Annotated in this window: 21 protein-coding genes and 1 tRNA gene; 14 read left to right on the top strand and 8 right to left on the bottom strand. The window is 60.8% G+C overall.

Annotated features, from left to right (window positions below):
- The first annotated feature begins 66 nt into the window (after positions 1-66).
- The 5 genes from CAQUA_RS01090 (at position 67) to CAQUA_RS01070 (ending at position 6,592) form a co-directional block, all read left to right on the top strand.
- Positions 67-1,755, top strand: a complete 1,689-nt coding sequence (locus CAQUA_RS01090) for an AMP-binding protein (protein WP_231375490.1) — start codon at positions 67-69, stop codon at positions 1,753-1,755.
- A 9-nt stretch (positions 1,756-1,764) separates the two neighbouring features.
- Positions 1,765-2,265, top strand: a complete 501-nt coding sequence (locus CAQUA_RS01085) for a DUF4442 domain-containing protein (RefSeq protein ID WP_196824885.1) — start codon at positions 1,765-1,767, stop codon at positions 2,263-2,265.
- Between the two features lie 29 nt (positions 2,266-2,294).
- Positions 2,295-4,310: a CAP domain-containing protein gene (locus CAQUA_RS01080; protein ID WP_196824886.1), complete on the top strand. Its 2,016-nt coding sequence runs from the start codon at positions 2,295-2,297 to the stop codon at positions 4,308-4,310.
- A 188-nt stretch (positions 4,311-4,498) separates the two neighbouring features.
- Positions 4,499-6,190, top strand: a complete 1,692-nt coding sequence (locus CAQUA_RS01075) for a hypothetical protein (protein WP_196824887.1) — start codon at positions 4,499-4,501, stop codon at positions 6,188-6,190.
- A gap of 15 nt (positions 6,191-6,205) precedes the next feature.
- Positions 6,206-6,592 carry a hypothetical protein gene (locus CAQUA_RS01070; RefSeq protein ID WP_196824888.1) on the top strand — a complete coding sequence of 129 codons (387 nt, stop codon included), beginning with the start codon at positions 6,206-6,208 and terminating at the stop codon, positions 6,590-6,592.
- Between the two features lie 31 nt (positions 6,593-6,623).
- Here CAQUA_RS01070 and CAQUA_RS01065 read toward each other — a convergent pair.
- Both CAQUA_RS01065 and CAQUA_RS11175 read right to left on the bottom strand, forming a co-directional pair.
- A protein-coding gene (locus tag CAQUA_RS01065; RefSeq protein ID WP_414600122.1) for an IS3 family transposase occupies positions 6,624-7,966 on the bottom strand; the annotation gives its coding sequence in 2 pieces (ribosomal slippage) (positions 6,624-7,525 and positions 7,525-7,966; 1,344 coding nt in all).
- An 82-nt stretch (positions 7,967-8,048) separates the two neighbouring features.
- The gene (locus tag CAQUA_RS11175) at positions 8,049-8,519 is read right to left on the bottom strand and encodes a DUF3800 domain-containing protein (protein ID WP_196824889.1); all 471 of its coding nucleotides are present in this window, start codon (positions 8,517-8,519) and stop codon (positions 8,049-8,051) included.
- Between the two features lie 14 nt (positions 8,520-8,533).
- Here CAQUA_RS11175 and istA point away from each other — a divergent pair, with 14 nt between their 5' ends.
- The gene (gene istA, locus CAQUA_RS01060; protein WP_196824890.1) at positions 8,534-9,733 is read left to right on the top strand and encodes an IS21 family transposase; all 1,200 of its coding nucleotides are present in this window, start codon (positions 8,534-8,536) and stop codon (positions 9,731-9,733) included.
- On the opposite strand, the gene CAQUA_RS01055 is transcribed toward istA, so the two are convergent.
- A complete protein-coding gene (locus CAQUA_RS01055) occupies positions 9,692-11,041 on the bottom strand; it encodes an IS256 family transposase (protein WP_196824891.1) in 1,350 nt (449 codons plus the stop codon). The genes istA and CAQUA_RS01055 overlap by 42 nt on opposite strands.
- A gap of 105 nt (positions 11,042-11,146) precedes the next feature.
- Here CAQUA_RS01055 and CAQUA_RS01050 point away from each other — a divergent pair, with 105 nt between their 5' ends.
- The gene (locus CAQUA_RS01050; protein ID WP_196824892.1) at positions 11,147-11,617 is read left to right on the top strand and encodes a hypothetical protein; all 471 of its coding nucleotides are present in this window, start codon (positions 11,147-11,149) and stop codon (positions 11,615-11,617) included.
- Between the two features lie 7 nt (positions 11,618-11,624).
- Entirely contained in the window at positions 11,625-12,422 is a 798-nt protein-coding gene (locus tag CAQUA_RS01045; RefSeq protein WP_196824893.1) for an ATP-binding protein, read from the top strand.
- On the opposite strand, the gene CAQUA_RS01040 is transcribed toward CAQUA_RS01045, so the two are convergent.
- Positions 12,399-12,881 carry a DUF3800 domain-containing protein gene (locus tag CAQUA_RS01040; protein WP_196824894.1) on the bottom strand — a complete coding sequence of 161 codons (483 nt, stop codon included), beginning with the start codon at positions 12,879-12,881 and terminating at the stop codon, positions 12,399-12,401. The two genes, CAQUA_RS01045 and CAQUA_RS01040, sit on opposite strands and share 24 nt — an antisense overlap.
- 315 nt (positions 12,882-13,196) lie before the next feature.
- Here CAQUA_RS01040 and CAQUA_RS01035 point away from each other — a divergent pair, with 315 nt between their 5' ends.
- Positions 13,197-14,381: an IS1249 family transposase gene (locus tag CAQUA_RS01035; RefSeq protein WP_196824321.1), complete on the top strand. Its 1,185-nt coding sequence runs from the start codon at positions 13,197-13,199 to the stop codon at positions 14,379-14,381.
- A gap of 119 nt (positions 14,382-14,500) precedes the next feature.
- Here the strand turns inward: CAQUA_RS01035 and CAQUA_RS01030 are convergent.
- Both CAQUA_RS01030 and CAQUA_RS01025 read right to left on the bottom strand, forming a co-directional pair.
- Positions 14,501-14,576, bottom strand: a tRNA-Thr gene (locus tag CAQUA_RS01030).
- Positions 14,577-14,639: 63 nt separating this feature from the next.
- Positions 14,640-15,806 (bottom strand): DNA polymerase III subunit delta', encoded by a 1,167-nt coding sequence (locus tag CAQUA_RS01025; protein WP_231375908.1) that lies wholly within the window; start codon positions 15,804-15,806, stop codon positions 14,640-14,642.
- Between the two features lie 197 nt (positions 15,807-16,003).
- Here CAQUA_RS01025 and CAQUA_RS01020 point away from each other — a divergent pair, with 197 nt between their 5' ends.
- The 4 genes from CAQUA_RS01020 (at position 16,004) to CAQUA_RS01005 (ending at position 21,077) form a co-directional block, all read left to right on the top strand.
- Positions 16,004-17,452: a hypothetical protein gene (locus tag CAQUA_RS01020; protein WP_196824896.1), complete on the top strand. Its 1,449-nt coding sequence runs from the start codon at positions 16,004-16,006 to the stop codon at positions 17,450-17,452.
- Between the two features lie 124 nt (positions 17,453-17,576).
- Positions 17,577-18,194, top strand: coding sequence for a copper chaperone PCu(A)C (locus tag CAQUA_RS01015; protein ID WP_196824897.1), 618 nt, complete (start codon positions 17,577-17,579; stop codon positions 18,192-18,194).
- Positions 18,184-19,425, top strand: a complete 1,242-nt coding sequence (locus CAQUA_RS01010; protein ID WP_196824898.1) for a Dyp-type peroxidase — start codon at positions 18,184-18,186, stop codon at positions 19,423-19,425. The genes CAQUA_RS01015 and CAQUA_RS01010 overlap by 11 nt, the downstream gene beginning before the upstream one ends.
- A 125-nt stretch (positions 19,426-19,550) precedes the next feature.
- The gene (locus tag CAQUA_RS01005) at positions 19,551-21,077 is read left to right on the top strand and encodes an adenylate/guanylate cyclase domain-containing protein (RefSeq protein WP_196824899.1); all 1,527 of its coding nucleotides are present in this window, start codon (positions 19,551-19,553) and stop codon (positions 21,075-21,077) included.
- 130 nt (positions 21,078-21,207) lie between these two features.
- Here CAQUA_RS01005 and topA read toward each other — a convergent pair whose 3' ends face one another.
- Positions 21,208-24,081, bottom strand: a complete 2,874-nt coding sequence (gene topA / locus CAQUA_RS01000; protein WP_196824900.1) for a type I DNA topoisomerase — start codon at positions 24,079-24,081, stop codon at positions 21,208-21,210.
- A gap of 117 nt (positions 24,082-24,198) precedes the next feature.
- On the opposite strand from topA, the gene CAQUA_RS00995 reads away from it, so the two are divergent.
- Positions 24,199-24,825 carry a DedA family protein gene (locus CAQUA_RS00995; protein WP_196824901.1) on the top strand — a complete coding sequence of 209 codons (627 nt, stop codon included), beginning with the start codon at positions 24,199-24,201 and terminating at the stop codon, positions 24,823-24,825.
- Between the two features lie 37 nt (positions 24,826-24,862).
- Here CAQUA_RS00995 and CAQUA_RS00990 read toward each other — a convergent pair whose 3' ends face one another.
- Positions 24,863-25,066, bottom strand: a complete 204-nt coding sequence (locus CAQUA_RS00990) for a cold-shock protein (protein WP_196824902.1) — start codon at positions 25,064-25,066, stop codon at positions 24,863-24,865.
- Positions 25,067-25,129 lie beyond the last annotated feature (63 nt).

The following is a 25,129-nucleotide window of genomic DNA, read 5'->3' as shown; positions in this document are numbered from 1 at the left end:
TCCCTTCAAACAACCGTTGCGGGCCCAAACCCCCATACGAACCCTCACTCGACAGAAAGAATTCTCATGAAAAAGGCAATGCTGAGTCCAACGGACCAGGCTAAAGAACTTCTTAACCTCGCAAAGTTGGTCCTTGGGCGCGGCGTGGTCAGCTTGGAGGGCGGGCCTGGGGTTTTCCTCACCGGCTTCCAGGACCTGCCACGTTGGGGCCTTTCCACCGCGCGTGAGGTGCACCAAGGCGCACGCTGCTGCCCGCACCGCAACGCGATCATTGATGATGACGGGGTGATCACCTACGCCCAGCTGCGCGATAACTCCCGGAAGCTCGCTCAGTGGTTGGTGAAGTATAAAGAGGAGGAGCTGGGTGGGGATCCGTCGAGAAGCGAGCTGCGCATTGGAATTATGGCGCGCAACTCCCGCTACTTCCTGTACCCGCTGACCGCCAAGGGGTATGCGGGCGGCGCGGTGTTCCTGCTCAACGTGGGGTCCTCGCCCGAGCAGATCACTGGGTGCGTTGAGGAAAACAAAATCAACATTGTGTTTGCGGACGACGAGTTCGAGGATAGGATCCCGTCTGACCTGGGCATTCCCGTGGTGTGGGCGCACACCTCGCGCGATCATGGGCGCACGAACGAAGCTCCGCTGACGATCGACAAGATCCTGCTCTCCGACGAGGAGCTACCGAAGCTCCCCGTGTTCCCTAAACACGGCGACCTGGTGCTGATGTCGTCGGGCACGACGGGGATTCCCAAGGGCATTCTTCGCGACGAGCCGAAGCTGCCGTTCGTGGTGTCGGGCCTTTTGGGCGCTGCGCCGTGGCACTCGAACATGACGCTTCAGCTGTCCGCGTCGATGTTCCACACGTGGGGCTGGAGCTGCATTAACGTGGCGCTCGCGTCGCGCTCAACGATCGCGATGATGCGACACTTCGATCCAGAGAAGGCGTTCAAACAACTCGCCGATTATAAGTGCGACGGCATGATTTCCTCCCCGATCTTCTTCAAACAGATGACGGCGTTGGAGGGCAACGAGCGCTTTGATACCTCCAACCTGAAGTTCATTCTCTCGGCGGGCAACGCGCTGACTCCGCAAGCTGTCGCGGACGTGCATGAGCGTTTCGGCCCGATCCTGGCGAACATCTACGGCTCGACGGAGCTCTCGCTCGCGACGGCAGCGACGGCCGAAGAGATCGCGGTGGACCCGACCGTGGCGGGTCGCGTCGTGCCCGGCACGGTGCTCAAGCTTTACGACGATGAGGGCAACGAAGTGCCCAAGGGCCAAATCGGGCGCATCTTCTTGAACAACGAAACCGCCATGAAGGGCTACTCCAACCCGAACACGAAGGTGGACATCATCGACGGGTTGATTGAGATGGGAGACCTTGGATACTTCGACGATGAAGATCGCCTGCACGTGCTGGGGCGCAGCGACGACATGATCATCGTCGGCGGTGAGAATGTTCACCCGCAGTCCGTGGTGGAGGTCCTAGAAACCATGCCCGGCATCGGGGATGTTCACGCCGGCGGCGTGGACGATGAGCAGTGGTTTAAGCGCATCGCGGTATGGGTCGTGCGCGGCGACGACGAGCACGGTCGCGCGCTCACGCCCGAGTCCATCCGCACCTGGGTAAAGCAGACACTGGCGGATCACTCCGTGCCGCGCGACGTCAACTTTGTGGACTCCCTTCCGCGCAACGCCACCGGCAAGGTCATGGCGCGGTTCTTGCCGCCGAGCCAGCGGGATCAGGGCGTATAGTGCTCCTACATGGCTACTCCAAAATTCTTGCGTCCCGAAAACCTGTTTTCCGCCAATAACCTGCGCCGTTTCATGAGCTACTGGCCTCCGTTCCTCGGCGCCGGGGTGAAGATCCGCGAGTTCGACGACGATGGAACCCGCGTGCTGGTCACCCACAAGCCGAACGCTTTGACCAGGAACGCGAAGGGCACCGCGTTCGGCGGCACGATCATGGCCATGACGGACCCCTTCTTCATGCTGGCCGCCATGCACCGGCTCGGCCCGGAGTACAACGTGTGGGACACCCAGGGGACGGTCAAGTTTGTCAAGCCCGGCAAGGGCCTGCTTACCGCCGACATGCGCATCTCAGACGAGCTTTATGACGAGATCATCGCGAAAACCGCCGACGGCTCGAAGTACCTCCACTGGTTCGACGTGGACGTCACCGATGAGAAAGGCGACGTTGTGGCCCACGTCAGCCGCGAGGTGTACTTCCGCCGCAAAAAGAAACAAGTCTTAAACGCGCGGTAGTTTCATGCGCAAGAGTTTAAGATGTGCACATGACTTTCTTGCGCCGCGCTAGTGCCGCCACCGCTCTTGCCGTTGCCCTCGGGGGAGCTGCGGTTTCGGTTCCGTCCGTTTCCCCCGTCTTCGCCGCGACTACCCAGGATAGCCCGGATGATTCAACCGTTGGTCTTCCGGGGAGCGGTCCAGCGGGTGAGCCGACGCAAACACCCACGCTCACCCTCGCAGAGTGGGAGAAGGAGCGCGGCCCGGCTGCAGAGAAACTCGTGGATGCGAAAAAGACGGCCGAGGAAACACAGCGGGAGCTTGACAAACGAAAGGAGGACCTAGACACCGCTGTTAAGAATTATGTCAACCCCGCCACAGAGGCCGCCAAGATTCAAACCGAAGTGGACCGGGCTGTAACCTCGCTGACTCCCGAGCAGCAGGAGGAAGTAAAGAAGCTCACCGCCGCGGTCAAAGAGGCCCAAGCCGCCGCTGACGATGCGCGCAAGAAGCGGGATGAGCTAGCGGGCAGCGTCGTTACGCTCGATGCGGCGCGTGCGGCGCGCGAAAGTGAGCTCAAAACGCTTATCGACGAAAGGGATAACCCCTCTACCGAACCTTTCACCCAGGATGAAATGCGCTGGCTGTCCGCACAGGCAACGCTTGAGATGACCAACGCCTACCGTGAGAAGCACGGACTGCACCCGCTGCGCACCCACCCCGCGTATTACCCCAAGGCGTACAACTACACCGAGTACATCTCTAAGGAATACGCACGGGAACCACATAAAACCCCGCACTCCACCAACGAACAGATCCCCAAGGCCGGGGAGAACCTAGCATTGCGCATGCAGGCCACGGGAGGAGACGACAAAACCTACTGGGCTAACGTGGCACGCAGCGGGTTCAACGGGTGGAAGAACTCTCCTGTCCACAACTTCAACCTGGTGGAGGAAACCTTTGACGCGTTCGCGCTCGAATACGTCCGCGACGATCGTTCATACTACTGGGGGACCCAGACCTTCCACCGCGACCAAGTAGCCGCCATGAGCGGCACCTTCCCCGCGGATGGTTCCACGAAGGAAGCTTTGAAGGAGCCGAAGAAGTTCTACGTTCCTCGCGGCGCCATGGAGGTCTTGGGGATCAGCAACCAGCCGCCGAACGCGATCGGCAAGGTCCAGCAGGGCGACAAACCCGTAGAGGAGGGCGTGGTCGACTACTCCGCGATCATTGGCGGCAAGAAAACGATGGATGCCCGCTCACTGACCGTCGTACGCGGCGGCGACCCGCGCATCGACTGGCACAAGGCGCAAAGCAAGGCGGCACAAGACGCACGCAACGCCCGGATCGCCGCGCTGGAGCAGGAGATTCAGGCCACCAACGACGCAATCGATGCCCTCCCCCAGGCCCTCGAGGATGCCGACGCGGTCATCGCCAACGCTGAGCAAAACGTCGCCGATGCGAAGAAGAATCGTGACGAGGCTCGTCTGGTCAACGTCTCGCCCGAGCTGAAAGCCAAGCTCCAAGCAGCGAGGGCTAACGAGAGCAAGTATCGCGCCGAGCTGGACGCCGCCAGCGCTGCATACGCGGAAGCCGCTCGCGCTCACGCCGCCGCCACCGTGGAAAAGAACGAAGCTCAACGCGCGTACGACGAAATCGTGGCGCGCAAACCTAAAACGGAGACCACAGCCACATCGGCCACAGCCACGTCATCCACGGCAACATCGACCACCGTCCCGACATCGGTGGCTGAGCCTACGAAGGATGGGGAATCGTCGACAAGCGAAACGACGACTACGAAGAAGTCACCTCTCGATGGGCTGTCTTCGTCGAAGGGGGACAAGAATACCCCGGCTCCGCAGACTGTGACCACCACCGTCACCGCGACGCCGTCGCCTTCCGACACCCCGAAGAAGGAGAACAGCAGCCGCACCGAGGATGGCAAACTTCAGCCGATCGCCATCGCGGGGATCGTCATCGGCGTGACGTTCATCGTGTCGACGCTGGTGACCTTCGGCCTGCCAGCGCTGCGACCAATCCTCGAGCGGTTCGGGATCCGCGTGTAGGACTTACCCATACAACTGCAACTAATGCAGCCCTGTCGGGGAAATTTCCCCGGCAGGGCTTTACTTTCCTGCGAAAGGATTTATGATTACCGTGTAATTTCCTGCAGGTAATCGGCGGCGCGCATTGAATCGACCCCTCGACGCACGAGCGCCTGCACTCCCCGACATCGTGTGATTAAAGGAATACTATGCGCTCCTACAAGCGGATTGCCCTCGCCGCCCTCACCTCCGTCACCTTAGCGACCTCCGCCGTCGCCGTGCCCCAGCTCTCCCCCGCTTTTGCCCAAACCGCGAGCCAGGGGGCGTACACGTACCAACAATGGCGGTACGATCTCGAGGACGCTGCGTCGAAACTTGAAACAGCGAACGAGGAGCTTGACGCTGCTCAGCGCAACCTGAAACGCGTCAAAAACGCCCACACTGAGCTCACTGCGGCGCAGGAGCGAAGGGCTGCGCTTGAGAACCAGCAAAAGGGCGAGCTCACCACCGCTGAACTGAGCGCCCTCGCAGGCCAGGCGACAATGGAGATGATAAACCTATACCGCGTCCAGAACGGGCTCCACCCGCTGCGCTCCCACCCGCTATTTACTGACCGCGCATCCTTCTGGAATATGGAAATGGCGAAGCTCTATTTAGACAAGGAAGGAAAAGATGCCGATGGCACTCCGACCGACCATTCTTTCCGCCACTCCACGGACGAGGAGTTAGAAAAGGGTGCTGAAAACATCCTTGTTTACAGCGGCGACCTTCCGTCAACGAGCAAGAATAAAGAAGACTGGGGCAAGCTCGCCGTAGAAGCTTTTGAGGGGTGGCGTAATTCCCCTACCCACAACGCGAACATGATCACCGAGTGGCTCGATGGCGCCAGCGTCGCATACTACGCCGATAGCAAGAGGAATCTATGGGGAACAACGCTTTTCCACAACGAAGAAGTTAGGCACACTCCCAATTCCGATGGAATGTACTTCTTCCGCCCTACCGATGGCACGATGGTGGAAGCGTTAGAGCGTCCCCAGGACTTCTATATGCCTACTGGCGCAATGGAGGCGCTGGGCATCACTAACTGGTCGGCCCCCACCACCCTAGGAAAGGTGCCGAAACGTGATAAAGACGGCAACTACGTTCCTAGCGGCAACGAGGAGATAATTTCCGAAGACGCGGATCCTGTTTCTTACACCGACATTGTCGGCGGGAAAACCGAGATGGAAAACCGCGTCAACAAGGTTCCACTAGGGGGCACGCCCGACGTCGACTGGGGCAAGGTGAAGACCGAAAGCGGTAATGAAAACGCGAACAAGGCAATCCAGGACCTGAACAACCGGATCACCGAACTGACCAAGATCGCCGGCGATAGCGATGCGGTAGCCAAGGCTGAAAAACAAGTTAGGGATGCTAAGACAAAGGTCGCCACAGCAAAGCAGAACCTAGCGAACATCCAACACCGCGAACCGCGTAAGGCGACGCCGACCTCGACCTCGACCAAGGCGACCTCGACTGCAACGAAGGCGACCTCAACGCCGACCTCGACGAAGACAACGCCGACCTCGACCTCGACGAAGGCTACGCCAACCTCGACTGCGCCGAAGACAACCTCGACCTCAACCAAAGCAACTCCGACCTCGACTGCGACCAAGGTGACGCCGACATCTACCAAGACATCGCCGACCTCGACCTCGACGAAGGCAACGTCGACCCCAACCCCGACCTCGACGAAGACGGCGCCAACGCCGACCTCTGAGCCTCGTGGCGGCAGCCGCAACCCGGATGGGTCGCTGTCGCCGGGCGCGATCATCGGCATCGTGATTGGAGTCCTCGTGTTGATTGGCGCTGGCATTGTCGCCGCTGCTCCGATGCTGCGCCAGTTCGGCATCCGCTTCTAAACGCTTGTGAGACGGTTGGCGTTGGTTGCCGCCGGCGCCGACGTGTACGCCGTGCAGCGGATGTGCGGCCACGCCGACGCCTCCACCACCCTCAACGTCTACGGACACCTCTGGGACGAAGGCCTCGACGCAATCCCCAATGCGATAGACGCTTACCTCACCGCCGAACGCGAACGTGACGCCGCGCGCGAAACGCCGTCTCGATCGCACCGCCCGACGCGACGGACTACGCGCAGTGCCGGACGCGGGGTAGAAACGCCGCGTAGTTCGGACGCAAAAGCCGAGTTGACGATCTCGTCCGGTTTGTCCTCTTGTATCCAGTTGTTGTTATCCATTATGATTCTGGGTGTAGAGATTGCATATTGTGTGCAACTCCACATTGCCAAAAACCCCGGTTCGTGAACTAGCCCCCGAAAGTTGGACTGGTTTAATTCTAGGCGGTTAGGGCTTCAAGGGTCTGATTCCGATATTGCATCGGGGTCAGGCCCTTGAGTCGTTGTTGGATGCGTTCGGTGTTGTACCACTGGATGTACTCGTCGATCGCCTGGTTGAACTCTGCGACGGTGTCGAAGACTTCCCCGTGGTACATCTCGGCTTTCAGGTGGCCGAAGAAGTTCTCCATCACCGCGTTGTCGTAGCAGTTGGCTTTACGCGACATCGACTGAACACCACCGTTATCGCCGATCAGGTCACGCCACGAGGAATGCTGGTACTGGAAGCCTTGATCGGTGTGCATCATCCACCCGGGTTCAGGTGCACACGCCGCGATTGCCTTGGATAAAGAAGCGGCGGTAAACGCTGTCGACGGCGATGTAGCCACGGTGTGGGCAACGATTGAACGGTCGAACAGGTCCATCACCGGTGACAGATATACCTTGCGGCCTGCGACCCTGAACTCGGTGACGTCGCTGACAAAGACGGCATTTGGCTTATCTGGGGTGAACTTGCGGTCAAGTGTGTTGGCGGCAATGTGGCTGATCGTCCCGTTGTAGGAAACATATGGCCTGCGCTGGCGGACCTTGGCTCGAAGCCCCATCTCGCACATGAGCTTGTAGACGAGCTTGTGGTTGACCACCCAGCCCTGGTTGCGCAGGTCAAGTAGCACTCGTCGGTAGCCATAGCGATGCTTATTACGCTCGAAACTTTCCCGGATCGCGTCTTTGAGCGCAGCGTGCTTATCCGGCTCGCGCAGGCGTTTCTGGTGGTAGAAGAACGTCGATCTCGCCATGCCCGCCGCATCCAAAAGGTATTGCAGACGATGTTGTGACTTGAGGATGACAATCGCCTGGACTTTCAGGCGCGTCCCTGGTTCCTCAAGTCCCGCAATTTTTTTAGATATGCGTTTTCCGCTTCCAACCGTGCGATCTGGCGGCGCAGCTTCTCTTCCTCCGACAGCGGCTTCGGTGCGACCGAGCCTCTGGGCCTACCCTTCGGCTTCGGTTTTAGCGCCTCATCGCCACCTTTACGCCATTTCCACGACCACCCTTTAACTAGCTGGTCTGATGACAGGCCAAACTCACGCGCAAGATCCATCGCCGTCTCACCGGCAAGGTGGCGTTGGACAACTTCCTTCTTGATTTCGAACGAATACTGCTGCTTAGTCGGTTTCTCCACAAGACATAGCTTGCCATGCAGCGTAAACCGACGATAGAGCATACGGGCGGCGTATCTGGAGACACCAAGAGCAATGGCAGCGGCCTGGCAACCCATCCCCTGCTCGAAAAGCTCCACTAACTGTTCACGCTGAACTTCACTGAGCGAACTACGTGCTCTCAAAGGAACTGCTCCCCACTAGTCGGTAACTGATTTCTCAGTCCAACTAATGGGGAGCAGTTCATCGCGCGGGGTTTTTGTGCATCTACGGCCAGACTCGTTGCCTTCCGCGCAATATAATGTCGCTGATCGCTCCCCACATTTTCTCTTGCGTCTTGAGCATCTTCTCGTTCCCCGCCTTGACATGCATTCGTCGCTGGTAGATATAACAACATAGGTCTGCGGCTTGGAGTCCGCGCTTCTCCTTCGAATCGTAAAACTCGAGCTCATCGATGCTCGCTAGTTTTGAACTCCGATAACCAAATTCGCCGGTTGCCTTGTACTCGACAAATTCTTTACGGCCTTCCGGTGCTGTGTAGTGATCATCGAGATAACACTTCGCGGTATCGCCATTATTCAGTGCGTAGCTGTTGACCCGTGACCGGGTTCGGTTTTTAGTACCGGTCGGGCGGGTATCGGGTACTGGGTGTGCGGGTATCGGGTACCGGGGGTAGTTAGGTTGGCAGTCTGTGGTTGACGGCCCTGCGCAGTGTGTACGCGCGGGCCGCGTAACCATGGAAGGAGTTTGGTGTGGTCACCAATTACAGGCTGATCATGCTGGCGCTTGTGCAAGGCCGCTCGTGGTCGCAGATCACGTCGGATTTGGGGTGTTCGCGCAGCAGTATTGATAAGGCCAGTCGGGTGTTGCGCTCGACTGGGATGGACGAGGACACGATCACCGCGTTGTCGGCGCAGGAGCTTTCGGAGTTGTTTCCGGATAATCGCCGGCGGGATTCAGATGCGTTCGTGGAACCGGATTTCGCAGGCATCGCTGCCCGGCGCCGACGTGGTGAGCGGGTGACGTTGAAGGTGGAACACCATAAATACACCCGGCGTCAGGCTGCTTCTGGTCAGCAGCATTATTCCTACCGGCAGTTCTGCGCGCTGTTTGAAAATTACGTCGATGTCAACGACCTGACTGCGCTTTTGACCCATGCCCCTGGTGAGGAGCTGTGCGTTGATTGGTCTGGGGAAACCATGGCAGTTGTTGACCCGTTGACAGGGGTGTGTGCGCGGGCGTATGTGTTTGTGGCGTCGCTGCCGCATTCGGGGCTTATCCATGCCAGTGCGTGGCCGGATATGCGGATGCGGTCGTGGCTGTGTGCCCACCGCGACGCGTTGGACTATATCGGTGGCGTGCCGGTGCGCATCGTGCCGGATAACGCCTCGACCGCAACCAACCAGGTCACACGTGGCACGACGGTGCGTGAAGTCAATGAGCGCTACCAGCAGTTTGCCGAGTTTTACCGGTGCGGGATCACCCCGGCTAGGCCGGGTAAACCCAGGGATAAGGCCCATGTGGAAAAGGCGGTCGATATCGTCCAGACTTGGGTCGTGGAAGCGTTATCGGGCCAAGAGTTCTCCACGTTCGACGCTCTCAACGCCGCTATTGCGGCGCAGGTCGACTGGATCAACGACCGGGAAGGATTCCGGGGCCGCAACGCAAGCCGCAGGCAATTGTTTGTTGAAAGCGAAGCAGAAGCATTGCGCCCGCTGCCTCAACAGCGCTGGTCGTATTCCACGTGGCGTAAAGCCAAGGCCGGGGTGAACTACCACGTCCAAGTTGAGAAGCATTTCTACTCTGTGCCGTGGAGCTTCGCCGGCAAAAGCGTTGACGTGCAGATCTTCGACGATGTCGTCGACATCTTCAGCGGAGGGTGTCCGATTCTTTGTGTGCGGGGGCTTGGTTTACAAGTAGTCCGCGAATCGGTCGGGGTAAGCCACGGCTAGTTGGTTGATGGCTTGTTTCCACCCGGTGGCTTTCGCTCCTTCAATATAGCCGTTGCACTCAACGTCGCGCTTGGCTTTCTTCGCCCGCTGCGCAGCGCGCTTGTCCTCGATGTTGCAGATCATCAACCACAGCGTCTTCAGCGCCGCGGTATCGTTCGGGAACTGGCCCCTGTTACGGGTAGCTTTACGCAGTTCAGCATTCAGCGACTCGATCGAATTGGTGGTGTAGAGCACCCGCCTGACCGCAGGCGGGAACTGCAGAAACGGCACGAACCGCTCCCAAGCGTCGCGCCAGACTTTGACCGACTGCGGGTATTTCCGGCCCAGTTCACTGGCCTCGAAAGCATCAAGGCTGGCACGTGCCGTCTCCTCATTGGGAGCGGTGTAGACCTCACGCAGCGCCCGGGAAACTCCCTTGCGGTCCTGATACGACACCCACCGGTTCGCAGCCCGAATCAGATGCACGATACAGGTCTGCACCAAGGAATTCGGCCAGGTTGCCTCCACGGCTTCCGGCAGGCCTTTAAGCCCGTCGCAGCAGACAATGAACACGTCCTGGACCCCGCGGTTGGCCAGATCTGCGCACACCGATGCCCAGAATGCGGCGCCTTCATTTTCAGCGATCCACAATCCCAGGATGTGCTTGATGCCGTCCATGTCGACACCAACCGCCATGTAGCAGGCTTTGTTGACCACGCGGTGGCCATCGCGGATTTTCACGCGTAGCGCGTCGAGGAAGATCACCGGGTAAAACTCGTCGAGCTGGCGGTTTTGCCAGATCATGACCTCGTCTAACACCGCATCGGTAATGGTGCTGATCGTATCCGGGCTCATATCCACCCCGAGCGTGGTCGCGAGGTGGTGCTGGATATCGCGCACTGTCATCCCGCCGGCGTAGAGCGAGATGATCATGTCGTCGAGTTCTGTGAGTCGGCGTGCGCCCTTGGGCACCATCCGGGGAGTAAACGTGCCGGCACGATCCCTGGGCACGGTCACTTCCACCGCGCCGTACCCGGAGTTGACGGTTTTGGTGTACGACCCGTTGCGGTGATTGCTGCTCTGTGTGGTTTCCACCTGGGCTTTCGTCTTGCGGTCGGAATGGCTATAGCCCAAGTGCGCATCCATCTCCGCCTGCAGACCAGCGTTGATTGATGCCTGCAGCAGGCCTTTGACCAGCTCGCTGGCATCATCAGCGGAAGCCGACAGCTCGCTGATCAAGCTGGCGAGCTCAGGATTTTCCATCAGCTTCTCGCTGATCTCGTTGACCCTCGCCGGGTCATGGCTTTTCTTCGGTGACACCGTAGTCATTATCGGTGAAACTCCTTCTAGATCAGAGCCTCACACACAAACTTCCTGACACCCTCCTTCAGCGCGGGTGAGCATATCGCTTCCCACCGTAAAAAGCCTGGCAACATGCAGTACTCCACAGATAAAGAGCATGTGCCGGCAAAGCACCAGGACTTGGCCACGAAGTGGGATCGGGGCCGGATTGAGTCATGGGCTCAAAGTATTGGGGCCGCAACCTACGAACTCATCCGCCAGATGTTTCACGCCCGCCAAGTTGAAGCCCAAGCCTACAATAGCGCCCTTGGCGTGCTGAGCTTGTCGAAGAAGTACTCCCGCAGCCTGCTTGAACAAGCCTGCCAAGACGTCCTCGACTCCCACATGGTCCCGTCGGTGCGCAAAGTCCACGACACCATCAAAGACCTCGCAACCCGCACCACCACCGCCACCGCCACCGCCACAGGTGGTGCGCAATCACCTACATCATCTGCCGCGTCAACCAGGCCGGTGATTCGTCCCGCACCACCAGCCCAGGCGTCGCACGTACGGGGTAAAGCAGCGTTCGAGTTCAGTGAGCTTGAATTCGGTGAGGAGGCGTAGAAGCATCATGGCGTTAACCGATGAAGATTTCGACAAGCTCGGCTCGCTGCGCGGGATGCGCGTGTTCGCCGCGACGATCCAGGAGATCGTCAACGACCCCTCGCGCGATAACGATTCCTTCGAAGACAAGATCAAAGAAGCCCTCGAAGCCCAGCTCACAGCCCGCGACAACAAGGTCATACAGACAAGGTTGCGTGAAGCGAAACTCCTTGGCTCAACCGCCGCACTCGAGCGCTTCGATGCCTATCCCGGCCGCGGTGTGACCCAAGACCGCATCGACCGGCTCGCAACCTGCGAATGGATCGACTACGGCAAAGACCTCATCATCGTGGGAGCTACCGGCACCGGTAAAAGTTTTCTCGCTCAAGCCCTGGCCGTCGCGGCGTGCCGCAAAAAGCTCACCGCCCGTTACTACAGGCTCAACGACCTGGCCAACGACTTCGACGCTGCGGCTGAGCATCCCCAGGCCCGCAAACAACTCCTCACCGACCTGCAGGCTCCCGCACTCATCGTCATCGACGACTTTCTCGCCACCGATGTCTCAGCGCACGCGTTGAACCAGGTATTCAACCTGCTCGTCGGGCGTGAGCATGCCTCTACCGTTATCGCCAGCCAACACGAACCCGATTACTGGTACGACGTGTTCTCCGAGGCAGCACTGGCAGACGCAGTCATGTCCAGACTCGCCAACCACGGCTCGAAACTCACCCTGACAGGAGAAGACATGCGAACCCGCGACGACATCAAACAAGAAAGGATGGCCCCTACGACACCCACACGGCTACGTCAACCCCGAAAGCCGTAACCGGGGGTAAAAACCGGGTACCGGCAACCACCAACACCCCGGTACCCGATACCGCCCTACCGGTACCGAAAAGAAACGCCCGTCAACCCGTTCCAATATGTAGTTAATCGCCACTTTCCGAGCATTGAAAACATATCGGTATTTCTTTTCCTGAGCGCGCCTGTCAATTGTTTCCACAAACATCGCCGATGCCCACCGATTGATGATTCCTAGCGCTTTTAGGTAAATCGAGGTCGCAATATTAAGCGGCACGCCATCCCAATCGCATTTTTGCTGCATGATGTCGTACCCGTGAAACTCAGCGGTGCTTTCTACCAGCTGGGTTGTCGTAGCATATTGCGCGATCAACGCGTCCAATTCGCGTTCCAGGTGGGGCAAGTTCTCCTCGGTCACGATTAGCGCTGTGAGGGTGAAGTATTCGTCTCGGTGTTCGGATTCGTCAATGAAAGCGTGGAGCACGAAATTACCCTATCAAGGGCCTTGGTTGGGCTCACTAGCTATTTCGGCGTGCTCGGTCTGTGCGCGTTCTGTGCGCGTTCTGTGCTCGGTAATAATTCAGACAACCTGGGACAACTCGGGACAACTCGCGGAATCGAAAACGAGCAAAAACCCGGGTTAAGTGACAAAATGTGTGTCTGATTTCCGGTATATCTGCTGATCAGGCTGCATAAATCGGGCTCGAATAGGGTTTTTCGCCTTATTCTGGCTCGTTTTTCGTTCAATCCACCGGAATGGCACCTTCATGTGCTAGCGGGGTGTTGGTGTGCTTTCCCGGTGACACCAAACAGACCACGATGCCCCTCATGTCATGGGGAAACAAAGAAAAACGGTCCCACTCCCAAAGGCTCCACTAGGTGGCGGTGCAAAGACTGCGGAGCCACCTTCATACGCCACCGCACCGACCAAACCCAAGCTCGGGACTTCACAGCGTTTCACGCCTACGTCACTGGCACAGCGTCACTTAACGACGTAGCTGGTACCTTGAACGTCTCCCGCCGCACGCTCGACCGCCGGTTCGCCCCGTTTTGGCTCATCGATGTTCCCAACACCCCAGACCCACACCGGGTCTACGACCAGATTTTCATCGACGGCACCTACACCGACGCTGGCTGCCTGCTGGTTGCCGCAAGCCGCGACCACGTCATCGCCTGGCACTGGGCTAAAAGCGAATCAGCCCACGCCTACACTCAACTACTAAGCGGCATCGCCGCACCGTTATGCGTCGTCCTCGACGGCGGCCAAGGCGCCTTATCCGCCATCAAAGCCTGCTGGCCCAACACGCTGATCCAGCGCTGTCTCGTCCATGCCCAACGCGTTGTCCGCCGCTACACCACAACACGCCCCCGCACCGATGCCGGCAAGGCCATCTATGCACTAGCGCTGAAACTGACCACGATCACCACCGTGGACCAAGCCCGGGAATGGACGCTGCGTCTACACGACTTCGCAGTGGTCTACAAGGCCTTCCTCAACGAGAAAACACTCCTACCCAAAGAGCGCCGCACCCTCAACCACCAATGGGAATGGACCCATATCCGTGTGCGTAGGGCTTACAACTCGCTTGTGCACCTTTCACGCAACAACTGGCTGTTCACCTACCTCCAACCCCCGACAGACGCACTCGAACCCGACCGGTGGGCAGCAACCACCAACAGTCTTGAAGGCGGGATCAACGCCCAACTCAAACGCATCGCTGACGCCCACCGCGGCAGATCAGGAGAGCGGCAACGCAAAATGCTCGAATGGTACCTGCACTCGAAAACGCAACTGCCTGACGCCCCATTACAGATCGCCAGGCAGTGCAGGTTCGGACAAGATCAACTCGCCAAAGTTCCCGATCTCGTCACTAAAGACCGAAACGAATCCGACCATCAAACAGGCCGACCAGCCTTCTACGACAACGCTATCCCAACCGACTACGAACACTCAGTAGGAATCAGAAAAGGACCCCTCAAATAACAAAAAGCGTGCCCCACCGGCGACACGCCGACCAGACACACTTTTTGTCTATTAACCCACACTTTTTGTCTATTAACCCAAAAACCCCAGCTAAAACACCGTTCTAGCTGGGGTTTCGATGGAGCCACCTGCGAGAATCGAACTCGCGACCTTCTCATTACGAGTGAGATGCTCTACCGACTGAGCTAAGGTGGCGCGGCGGAGATCCGCCAGGGGAAAAGCATAACCGACGCCCGCCGCGATCGCGAAATCGGGGGCTCAGTGAGCGTTGCAGGCGATGCGCAGCCGGCCGATCAGGCCGTTGAAGGCCACCGGGGGAAGGACGGACTGGTCGAGGTGCTCGCGGCAGATCGCGATGGCGTCTTGGCAGGCCGTGAGGCCGCTGAGGCCCACGCGGTCGGCGAGCTCGCGGGACAGCGGCTCGAAGTCGGGGTGGTTCAGTTCGACGCGGGCGCCCGAGCTGATCATCATTGCGTCCCGGTACAGCGCGGCGAGGTCGACCAGGGCCATGTCGAGGATGTCGCGGGTACGGCGGGTGCCGCGGGCCTTTTGTTTCTTCTCTAATTCCTTGATGGCAGCGGCCGCGCCCGACAGTGCCTGGGCGGCGCCCTTGCCTTTCGCGCCGACGCCGAGGGACGTTGCTAAGCGATCGAGCTCCGCGGCATCCGATTCCCCATAATCCGTCTTGGCTACCTTTTCCGCGTTGGCCACGAAACTCGCGACGGCCTTGAAAGCCTGGTCACCCTCAAACACCAGTTCAGCGAGGTTAATCGCGGCGGCGCGGCGCTGCTGCGCACCCGGGTCACGGATCAGACGCCGCGCGCGGCCCACGTGCCGCAGCGACGTCGCGGCGGCCAGCTGCGCATCGGACTCGCTGGCCCCCTCAGCCATCAAAAGACGCACAATTTCGCTTTTCGACGGGGCGGGAATGTACACATGCCTGCACCGGGAACGCAGCGTGACGGAAAAATCCTCCGGATCCGTCGACGGTGCACACATGATGATCACCGTGGATGCGGGCGGCTCCTCTACCGTCTTGAGGAATGCATCGGCCGCAGGTTGGGAGAACCGATCGGCATCGTCGATGATGATGACGCGCCACGCTGAGATCGTCGGCAAGCGTGACGCCTGCGCGATGATTCGGCGCACCTCCTCCGTGTGAATTACCAACTCTTTGGGCACGATGTGCACCACGTCCGTGTGGCGATCAGCGAAGACATCGAGGCAGTTCTGGCAGCGGCCGCAACCGATCTCATCAGGGTCTGTGCACACCAGTGCGGCGGCAAACGCCTTCGCGGTGACCGAGCGCCCCGCACCCGGCGGGCCTGTGAACAGCCACGAATGGGTCATGGAACGTTCATCCGAGCCCGCGGCACCCCGCGCGGCCGCCGCGGCATCGAGGACGACCGCGCGCACGCTGGGCATATCCGCCAACCGCGCGGTCACGGAGCGCGGAGCGGAATCGGGTGCCGGGGTGGGCGTGGCGGGCTGGGCAGTAGGTGGCGCGGCTGGCATGGCACTTACTCTACGTCCCGAATCCGACACCGACTGCCGGTGTCGGGGTGGCGCACTATTGTGGGCGCTACAAGCTGGGAATTATTAAAAACACGGAGGTGCCAGCCATGGCGGAGACTGATCCCTACTCAGACGCTCACACCGGCGGTGCAGCGCCAGCTCCGCAGGGGCGACAGGAACTGAGGCGCCTAGACGTCGGCAGGCCGGACAGATCGGTGTTGAAAACCCCTGCTGAACTACGGGAAGAAGAATCCAGGGCAGCAGCCGCCCAGCACGATGCGCGGACTAGGGAAGCCACGTCACCTGATGCAACCACGGCGATGGAGGCGACGGGGGGTGTGACGTTCGTCGATAAGCGGCGTGCGTTTTTCAACCCTCAAGTTCACGCGCACTCGGACCAGATCGACCTCGCAATAGTAGTGGCCACGGGGTTGTTTGTAGCCGTGGTGTGGCTCGCGGGGGACGAGTGGAAGATAGATCTTGGTTCGCTATTACTTCTTCTTATAGTCGGTCCGTTCTTGTGGCTCTTTCTTTATGCCCTGGTGAATCCCCGGTGGCTCAAACGCGCACGTAACCGGTTCTTCCGCCGCCGCTACGTCGCGCGCCTGGCGAAAACGGAGCTAGCAGACCTTGATCGGTTGGAGGGAGCTGCGCGGGAGGGGGCGTCGAAAAGCAGGCTTGTGCTCCCGCAACTTAGTGAACTCGGCGGGGCGGACCAGCTGGAACGCGATTTCCAGCGCCTCGAACAGGAAGTGATGATGGCGCTGCCAGCGGCGCGGCACATTGCGCCGAAGGGTCGCTTCACGCAAGGCGAGCAGGACGCGATTTTCCGCGCGCACGATGCGCTAACAATGATGATCAACGCGGGGCACAACCTGGAAAAAGAACTCGGTGTCCGACGCGGCCTCCCCGCCTCGCAACGCGCTGACCTCGACCGACTGCAGGCCGACGTGTACTACATGCAGCGGACACTGCACGAACAGCAGATGCGCGGCGAAGCCGAAGCCATCGATGCGGAACTCACGCAACTTGCGGCGCGCGTGGGGGCGCCGGATTTCCAGCCGTGTTTCGACGAATTGGCGGCACGGCAGAACGCGCTGTGCCGCACGCTGGCGAACACGATCGCGTGGACCTCGCAACAAGATGAGGACGCGCGCCCGCTGGTCTACGCCCTGCCGGCGCCCAGTATCGGCGACCCGATTTGGGTGCACACCGGCCCCGTAACGTACGCATCGCTGGTGCGGTGGAAGATCATTAACTCCCACGTCATGTATGACTACATGCTCCACGGGCGGCCCGAGAGCAACGGGGACTCGACGACTAGCGGCGGGAACACCGTCGTGGTGTACCCTCCCGGTGAGACCGGCGACAACGGCCAGAGCGTGGGCGTCGGTTTCTTCGCCGGCGAGTACGAGTTTTCCCACGTTGGGGACCCGGACACGATCGGTGCAGGATTTGATTCGAGCTTCTCCTCCGGCTTCGACGGCGACGGCGGATCTGACGGTGGCGGAGATGGCGGTGACGGTGGCGACGGCGGCGACGGCGGCGGAGACTGACCGAATCCGGGGGTCGAGCACCTGTCCGGCCGGGAACTATCCTTCAGATGTGCGCGACTAAATCTGATAACCGGCAGGACACTCAACCGGGATGAAACGTTCTTCGCAGACAAAGGAGACCCCTATGAAAAAGACCATCACCGCTTTCGCACTGTGCGCCGCAACCGCCGTGGCGATCACGGGATGCACCAATTCGTCCGAAACGAACATGAGCTCCTCCCAGGGCCAGACCACCACGGCAGCCGAGGCTGCTTCCGAAAGCGCGACGACCGACGCCGTGGAAGGCCAAGCCGCGCACCTGGTGTTGGTCGATGGGTACTGCAAGGCGAAGCCCGCCGATGATGCAGCGGCGCACGAGGGAATGGACCATGAGGGGATGGACCACGAGGGAATGGACCACGGCAGCGCCGGCATGACCGCCTGCTTTGGCGAGCTCAAGAACGCAGGCGACACGGCCGTCACGGTGACGGAATGGACGTCTATCTCTTTAGAAGGCGCCCGCTTTGAAATCCACGAGGTTGTGGATGGCAAGATGCAGAAGAAGGAGTCGTTGACCATCGAGCCGGGTGGCACGGCCAAGCTGGTGCCTGGCGGCGACCACCTGATGGCGCTTGACCTGCCGGGTGAAGTCGCTGCCGGCGACCAGGTCACCGTCACCGTGAAGTGCGAAGACGGCTCCGAATTGACCACCGACGTGCCCGTGCAGGAACAGCCTGCGGGCAAGGAAGAGTATGACGGATAGACCAGTTTCACGCCGAACGTTCCTCGCGGGAAGCGCAGCAGCCGGAGTAGCTGGCGCCGGTCTCGCGGGGGCGGCCGGCTGCGCGAGGGAGGATTCGGGGGCGGAAGGGGGGCCGTCGAGAAGCGAATTGCTCCAAGACTCCCGCGTTGATTTTGACGGCGAGCATCAGGCGGGCATTGCCACGCCGCACCCCTCATTTTTGAAGATGGTGGCGTTTGACCTGCGCAAAGACAGGGAGACGCGGCGTGATGTGGCGCGGCTAATGCGCGTGTGGACAGAGGACGCGCGGCGGCTGTGCAGCGGTGTCGCGCCGCGCGCTGACCTCGCGCGGGAGCTTGACACGGTGACCGCGAACCTCACGATCACCGTGGGGTACGGGCCGGGACTGTTTGAGAAGCTGGGTATGAGCGACCAGGCGCCCGAGTGGCTTGCCCCCCTGCCGAAGTATTCGCGCGACAAGCTTGACGACGAATGGTCGGGCGGCGACCTCGCCCTCCAAATCTGCGCCGACGACCCGATGATGGTGGCGCACGCCGCACGATTCCTCACCGCCGCCGGGCGGACCTACGTGGCTCCGCGGTGGACCCAGGATGGGTTTTTGCACGCGCACGGCGCTATTCCATCCGGCTACACGATGCGCAACCACTTCGGGCAACTCGACGGGACCGGCAACCCGGGGGTCGCGGATTTTGGCGACGTTGTCTGGATTGATAACGGGCCAGAGTGGCTGCGCGGCGGCACCGCGATGGTGGTGCGGCGCATTGAGATGCACCTGGACACCTGGGACATCCTCGACCGGCCGTCGCGTGAGGCCGTGATCGGGCGGAAGCTGGATTCCGGCGCGCCGCTGACCGGCACGGATGAGTTCGACGAACCTGACTTCGCCACCCGTGACCACTACGGCCTGCCGGTGATCGACCCGAACTCCCACATGGCGTTGGCGAAAGCGCGCTCCGACAAGCCTGATACACCCGAGATGCAGGCCCGCATCTTCCGGCGGCCGTACAACTACGTCATGCCGGTGCGTGCGGGGGAGGAGTCGTCGGAAAGCGGGCAGATCTTCGTGTGTTTCCAGAAGGACCCGCTGAAGCAGTTCAACGTGATCCAGGAACGGCTCGATGCCTCCGACCGGCTCAACGATTGGATCACGCACATCGGCTCTGCCGTCTTCGCCGTCCCCCGCGGCACCCGGGAGGGCGAAGTGTGGGGCGGTTCGCTTTTCGACGAATAGGTGTGGGGTTTTTCTTTACACGGTCGTGCCCGCTAATGGGTTTTTTCTCTACGCGGCTGTGCCCGCTAATGGGTTTTTTCTCTACGCGGCTGTGCCCGCGTAGAGGAGGACTAGAGTATTAAAGCGTGAATAAATTCCTGCGTGATCTGAGATGGCTGTGGTCGACGCCATGGCCGCTCTACGCAGCGGTTCTTTTGTTCACCAACGTCGTGGGTGCCGTGGCGATCATGTACTACGTGCGCTTCCTCATCCCGATGCCGGAGGCGAGCCTGCTGGGCGACGTCGCGGTCGGCGTGTCTGAGGTGGGGATCATCTACCTCTTCGTGGCCGTGGTGCTCGGCGGACTGGTGTCGTTCGCCCTGTTCAGACCGGTGTTGTACTGGCAGCGCAACCCGCAGCGTTATAAACGCTCGACGGTGCGGCGCCTCATTTTGCGGATCCCGGTGCTGCAGACGCTCGTCGTTGGTGTTGTGTGGCTGGTGGGCATCCTGATCGCGACAGCGGCGTCCGGGCGCGAAAGCCCGCGGTTGGCCGTGGTGGTGGGCATCGCGTCGACGATGGCGGGCCTGATGAGCATGCTGCTCACCTATGTTCAGGCGGAGCGTTTGATGCGCCCGATCTCTTCGAGCGTGTTGGGGAGCGACGCCGATGAAGGCGGACTGGAACCGCCGGTGCGCCAGCGCATGTACTTGACGTGGGTGATGACGTCGGCGCTGCCGCTCGTGGGCATCCTCTTGCTCCTCGTGGCGCAGTACAACGGCTTCTTCCGCAACAACCCTGGTGAGCTGATGCCGGCGATTTCCGCGCTGGCGTTCACCGCGTTGATCACCGGCTTCGCGGGCACTGCGTTTACCGTAATGAGCGTGGTGGACCCGATCATGGACCTCCAAGACGCGATCAACCGGGTGCGCAAAGGCGAAACCGACACGCAGGTGGACATCTATGACGGCTCTGAGCTGGGCGTTCTCCAGGCCGGGTTCAATGAGATGATCCGTGGGTTGGGCGAACGACAGCGCCTGCACGACATCTTCGGCCGCTACGTGGGTTCGGAGGTCGCTGCGAAAGCGCTTGAGGACAAGCCGGAACTCGGCGGCGAGCTCCGCGAGGTCGGCGTGGTCTTCGTTGACGTCATGGGCTCGACGGGGCTGGCGGTTGAGCGTTCACCAAAGGAAGTCGTTGAGGCCCTCAATGAATTCTTTGAGATCGTGGTCAGCGTGGTCCACCGTAATTCCGGTGTGATTAACAAGTTCGAAGGTGATGCGGCACTAGCTGTTTTCAACGCGCCTCTGAGCTTGGAGGATTACGCCACCCGCGCCCTGGCATGTGCGAGGGAGCTGCGCCAGGAGTTGCGTGGCCTCGAGCTTGACGCGGGCATCGGCGTCGCCGCTGGCCAAGTCGTTGCTGGCCACATCGGCGGCGAGGATCGCTTTGAATACACGGTCATTGGGGACGCCGTGAACACCGCCTCCCGCCTAACCGATCTGGCCAAGGACACCCCGGGCCGCGTGCTCACCAACACGTCCACGCTGGAACGCGCCGACAAGGAGGAACAAGAGCGGTGGACCCGCATGAAGTCCATCGAGCTGCGCGGCCGGTTCAAAATGACCCAACTCGCGCGCCCCGTGCGGCCCACCATGGCCGATAAGCACTAGCGAGCCCGACAGTCCTGACGATCCTGACACCTGAACCCACCTCAGCCCACCGCGACCTGGGGTTTTCCACGGCCGGGGTCGCGCGAGGTGTCAACAAATTCAGGATCGACCCGTGGGCCGCGCGCCGGGGCTACTTCTTTTTGGCCTTGACGACGCGTTTTGTGGTCCGCTTTGGCTTGGCGGCGGCGGTTTTGCCGCCGGATTCGGCTTCGCGGGCGCGGCGGGCTGAGAGGAGCTCGTTGGCGCGGGCGTCGGTCATGGTTTCGGGGGTGTCGCCGCGTTGGAGCGACGCGTTGGTCTCACCGTCGGTGACGTAGGCGCCGAAGCGGCCTTCCTTGATGCTCATGGGTTTGCCGGAGACGTCGTTGTCACCGAGCATCTTCAACGGCGGCTTCGCGGCGGCGCGGCCGCGGCGCTTCGGTTCCGCGTAGATGCGGCGGGCCTCCTCAAGGGTAATGTCAAAGATCTGTTCTTCGCTGCTCAAGGAGCGCGAGTCGCTGCCCTTCTTCAGGTATGGGCCGTAGCGGCCGTTCTGAGCGGTGATCACTTCGCCGTCGGCGGGGTCCACACCCACTTCGCGGGGCAGGCTGAGCAGCTTGAGCGCTTCTTCTAAGGTCACGCTGGATGGCTCCATGGACGCGAAGAGGGAGGCCGTGGCGGGCTTGAGTTGCTCGTCGATAAGCTGCTCAATGCGCTTTTCCTTCGCCGCGGTGGCGGTTTTGGTCTCCCAGTTCTTGGCGCGCTTGCCCTCTGCCGCGCGCTGGGCGTCTTCTGCCGCGCGCTCTTGGGCAATGACTTCGAGGGCGGAGGCCTCGGCGGTGGCGCGCTCATCGTCGCGTACGAGCTCGGTGACGTAGGGGCCGAAGCGGCCCTCGCGCGCGACGACGGTGCGGCCCGAGGCGGGGTTGGTGCCCAGCTCGCGGCCGGACGCCGGGGTGGCGAAGAGCTTTTCGGCCATCTCCAGTGTGACTTCGTCGGGCGTAGTGGCCTCGGGGAGGTTGGCGCGTTGGTATTCGGGCTCGCCCTCGTCGGTGACGCCGACCTGGCGCTCGATGTAGGAACCGTAGCGGCCGACGCGCACGTAGATGGGGCGATCCTGGTCATCGCGGAACAGCTCGAGCGAGTTCACCGCGCGGGCGTCGATCGCTTCAAGGTTGTTGTCGATGATGTGCTTGAGTCCACCGTGACGCGCGACGGCTTCGGCGATCGTGTCGGACGCGTTGTCATCGCCGAAGTAGAAGCCGGTGAGCCACGCGGTGCGGTCCTCGTTGCCGCTGGCGATTTCATCGAGCTCGTCCTCCATCGACGAGGTGAACTCGTAGTCCACGAGTGCTTCAAAGCCTTGCTCCATGAGCCCCACGACGGAAAACGCCACCCAGGTGGGCACGAGCGCGTTGCCGCGGGTGACCACGTAGCCGCGGTCCTGGATTGTCTTAATGATCGACGCGTACGTCGATGGGCGGCCAATCCCCAGTTCTTCCATCTTTTTGACCAAGGAGGCCTCGGTGTAGCGGGCCGGCGGCTTGGTGGAGTGGCCCTCGGCCGTGACTTCTTTGGCCGTCACGGTGTCTCCCGTGGACAGCTGCGGAAGCTGGTTGGCCTTAGCCTCGGCGGTGTCGGAATACGCGCGCTCCCAGCCTGGGAAGGTCACGGAGCTTCCGCGGGCTTCAAACTCAACGTCTGCGCCACCCGTGGAGGTAGCGGCGAGGGTGACCACCATCGTGGTGCCGCGCTTGTCCTGCATCTGAGAGGCGACGGTGCGCTGCCAAATCAGCTCGTAGAGCTTGAACTCCTCCGCGTCCAGCGAATTTGCCAGCTCACCGGGGGTGGCAAAGCGCTCACCGGCCGGGCGGATGGCCTCGTGCGCCTCTTGGGAGTTTTTCACCTTGCGGTCGTATCGGCGCGGGGCGGCGGCCACATACTCGGGGCCGTACAGCTCGGTCGCCGCGGACCGTGCAGCGGAAATACCTTGGGCGGACAAGCTCGTCGAGTCCGTACGCATGTACGTGATGTGCCCGTTTTCGTAGAGGCGCTGCGCAATTCGCATCGTGCGCGCCGACGTGAAGTGCAGCCGCGCACCCGCCGCCTGTTGCAGCGTGGAGGTCATAAACGGCGCGAACGGTCCGCGCTTGTACGGCTTTTCCTCAACGTTGGACACGCGCATTTCCGCATCAATGAGGCCATCGGCTAAAGCTTCAGCACGTTGCTTATCGACGACAACCACGCGGCCTTCGCCGCGCGGTTGTTTGAGGTTGCCCCGGTCATCAAAGTCGCGGCCCTGGGCAATGCGCGCGCCGTCGACGGTAGAGAGCTTCGCGTCGAACGTGTCGTTGCCCTCGCCTTTCCCATCCGGGGGCAGCAACTGTGCTGCCAGATCCCAGTATTCGGCAGAGATGAAGGCCATGCGCTCGCGCTCACGCTCGACGATGACGCGGGTGGCCACGGACTGCACGCGGCCCGCGGACAGGCGGGGCATGACCTTCTTCCACAGAACCGGGGAAACCTCGTAGCCGTAGAGGCGGTCTAAGATACGGCGGGTTTCCTGGGCGTCGACTAAGTCCATGTCCAGCTCGCGCGTGTTGGCGGCCGCCTCCTTGATGGCCGCTTCGGTGATCTCGTTGAACACCATGCGCTCGACCGGGACTTTGGGTTTCAGAACTTCCAGCAGGTGCCAGGCAATGGCCTCCCCCTCGCGGTCCGGGTCTGTCGCGAGCAACAGCTTGTCGGAGTCCTTCAGCTTCGCCTTGAGCTCACTGACCTTTTTCTTGCGGTCCGGTCCGACCACGTAGATCGGGGCGAACCCGTCTTCGGGGTTGACGCCAAGTTTTGCCCAGGGCTCCTTCTTGTACTTGGCTGGGATGTCAGCTGCGCGGCCGGGAAGGTCGCGGATGTGCCCCACGGAGGCCTCGACGACGTAGTCGCTGCCCAGGTAGTTCTGGATCTTCTTTGCCTTCGTCGCGGACTCCACGATGACAAGGGTCTTCGATCCGGTATTGCCTGCCACGTTAAATGTGACTCCTTAATATAGGTCTGACTTTTCCAACCAACGGGTTTCGCTTAGACACTACACTCGCTTAAAGCGCTGCCGGGTACAAATCTTAAGCAAGGAGGAACGCGCACCGTGATTGATTCGCTCATCAGCTTCCTCGAAGAGCTTATGGTGCAGCCAATCTTCTACCCTCTGCTGGGCCTGCTCATCACGATTGATGCACTGTGCCCCCTTGTCCCCTCCGAAACCGTGATTAACCTCGCGGGCGCCTTTTCTGGCTCCCGCGGCGTGCCCAACCCGTGGGTATTGATCGGCGCGGTCACGGCGGGCGCGATCATCGGCGACAACCTGTGTTACATGCTGGGTTCCCGCCTCATCGGGGTGGTCAACCGGCTCGACCCGGAATCGAAAGCCGGCAAGGCCATGGAGTGGGTGCGGGTGAATATGAACCAACGCGCCGGAGTCACCATCATCGTGGCACGCTTCCTGCCCTGGGCGCGGTGGATTGCCACGATCGCGCTGGGCAGCGTGAGGTACAACTGGTTCTTGTTCTTCTTCTACGACACGATCGGGGTGCTTCTGTGGGCATCCATCGGCGTTGGCGTCGGCTACCTCGGCGGCACCCTGTTCGCCGACTACCCACTTCTCGCCATGGCTATCGGAGTCACCCTAGGCGGCCTCGTGGGTTGGGGCATACAAAAAGCCCAGCAGGCGTTCTTTGAATGGAACGACGTCCGCCGGGGAGTCTCGGCGCTGTAGGCCGAAACGCTGCCCCCAAGCGTCGATAAGCGGGCGCTTATTGCGCGCGGACTTGCTGGGCCTGCGGGCCTTTCGCGCCCTCACCCACCTCAAACTCGACGCGCTGGTTCTCTTCCAGGGTGCGGAAGCCGTTGCCCTGGATCTCCGAGTAGTGGACAAACACGTCCGCAGAGCCATCATCAGGAGCGATGAAGCCGAAGCCCTTCTCCGCGTTGAACCACTTAACCGTACCGGTAGCCATGAGATATAAACCTTTCGTTTGGAGCGCACACCAGTGTGCCATGATTTAGCAGGAAGTGCTGGG

The sequence above is a fragment of the Corynebacterium aquatimens genome, assembly GCF_030408395.1.
GTDB lineage: Bacteria > Actinomycetota > Actinomycetes > Mycobacteriales > Mycobacteriaceae > Corynebacterium > Corynebacterium aquatimens.
The sequence above is the reverse complement of the archived record's forward strand: the minus strand, read 5'-3'. Positions and strand labels throughout refer to the sequence as shown.

Excerpts from the sequence above, each read along its gene's own strand:
- CAQUA_RS01055 (WP_196824891.1), bottom strand. The coding sequence starts at position 11,041 with ATGACTACGGTGTCACCGAAGAAAAGCCATGACCCGGCGAGGGTCAAC.
- CAQUA_RS01020 (WP_196824896.1), top strand. The coding sequence starts at position 16,004 with ATGGCGGAGACTGATCCCTACTCAGACGCTCACACCGGCGGTGCAGCG.
- CAQUA_RS01075 (WP_196824887.1), top strand. The coding sequence starts at position 4,499 with ATGCGCTCCTACAAGCGGATTGCCCTCGCCGCCCTCACCTCCGTCACC.
- CAQUA_RS01085 (WP_196824885.1), top strand. The coding sequence starts at position 1,765 with ATGGCTACTCCAAAATTCTTGCGTCCCGAAAACCTGTTTTCCGCCAAT.
- CAQUA_RS11175 (WP_196824889.1), bottom strand. The coding sequence starts at position 8,519 with ATGGTTACGCGGCCCGCGCGTACACACTGCGCAGGGCCGTCAACCACA.
- CAQUA_RS01090 (WP_231375490.1), top strand. The coding sequence starts at position 67 with ATGAAAAAGGCAATGCTGAGTCCAACGGACCAGGCTAAAGAACTTCTT.
- CAQUA_RS01025 (WP_231375908.1), bottom strand. The coding sequence starts at position 15,806 with ATGCCCAGCGTGCGCGCGGTCGTCCTCGATGCCGCGGCGGCCGCGCGG.
- CAQUA_RS01050 (WP_196824892.1), top strand. The coding sequence starts at position 11,147 with ATGCAGTACTCCACAGATAAAGAGCATGTGCCGGCAAAGCACCAGGAC.
- CAQUA_RS01045 (WP_196824893.1), top strand. The coding sequence starts at position 11,625 with ATGGCGTTAACCGATGAAGATTTCGACAAGCTCGGCTCGCTGCGCGGG.
- CAQUA_RS01015 (WP_196824897.1), top strand. The coding sequence starts at position 17,577 with ATGAAAAAGACCATCACCGCTTTCGCACTGTGCGCCGCAACCGCCGTG.
- CAQUA_RS01010 (WP_196824898.1), top strand. The coding sequence starts at position 18,184 with ATGACGGATAGACCAGTTTCACGCCGAACGTTCCTCGCGGGAAGCGCA.
- CAQUA_RS00990 (WP_196824902.1), bottom strand. The coding sequence starts at position 25,066 with ATGGCTACCGGTACGGTTAAGTGGTTCAACGCGGAGAAGGGCTTCGGC.
- CAQUA_RS01080 (WP_196824886.1), top strand. The coding sequence starts at position 2,295 with ATGACTTTCTTGCGCCGCGCTAGTGCCGCCACCGCTCTTGCCGTTGCC.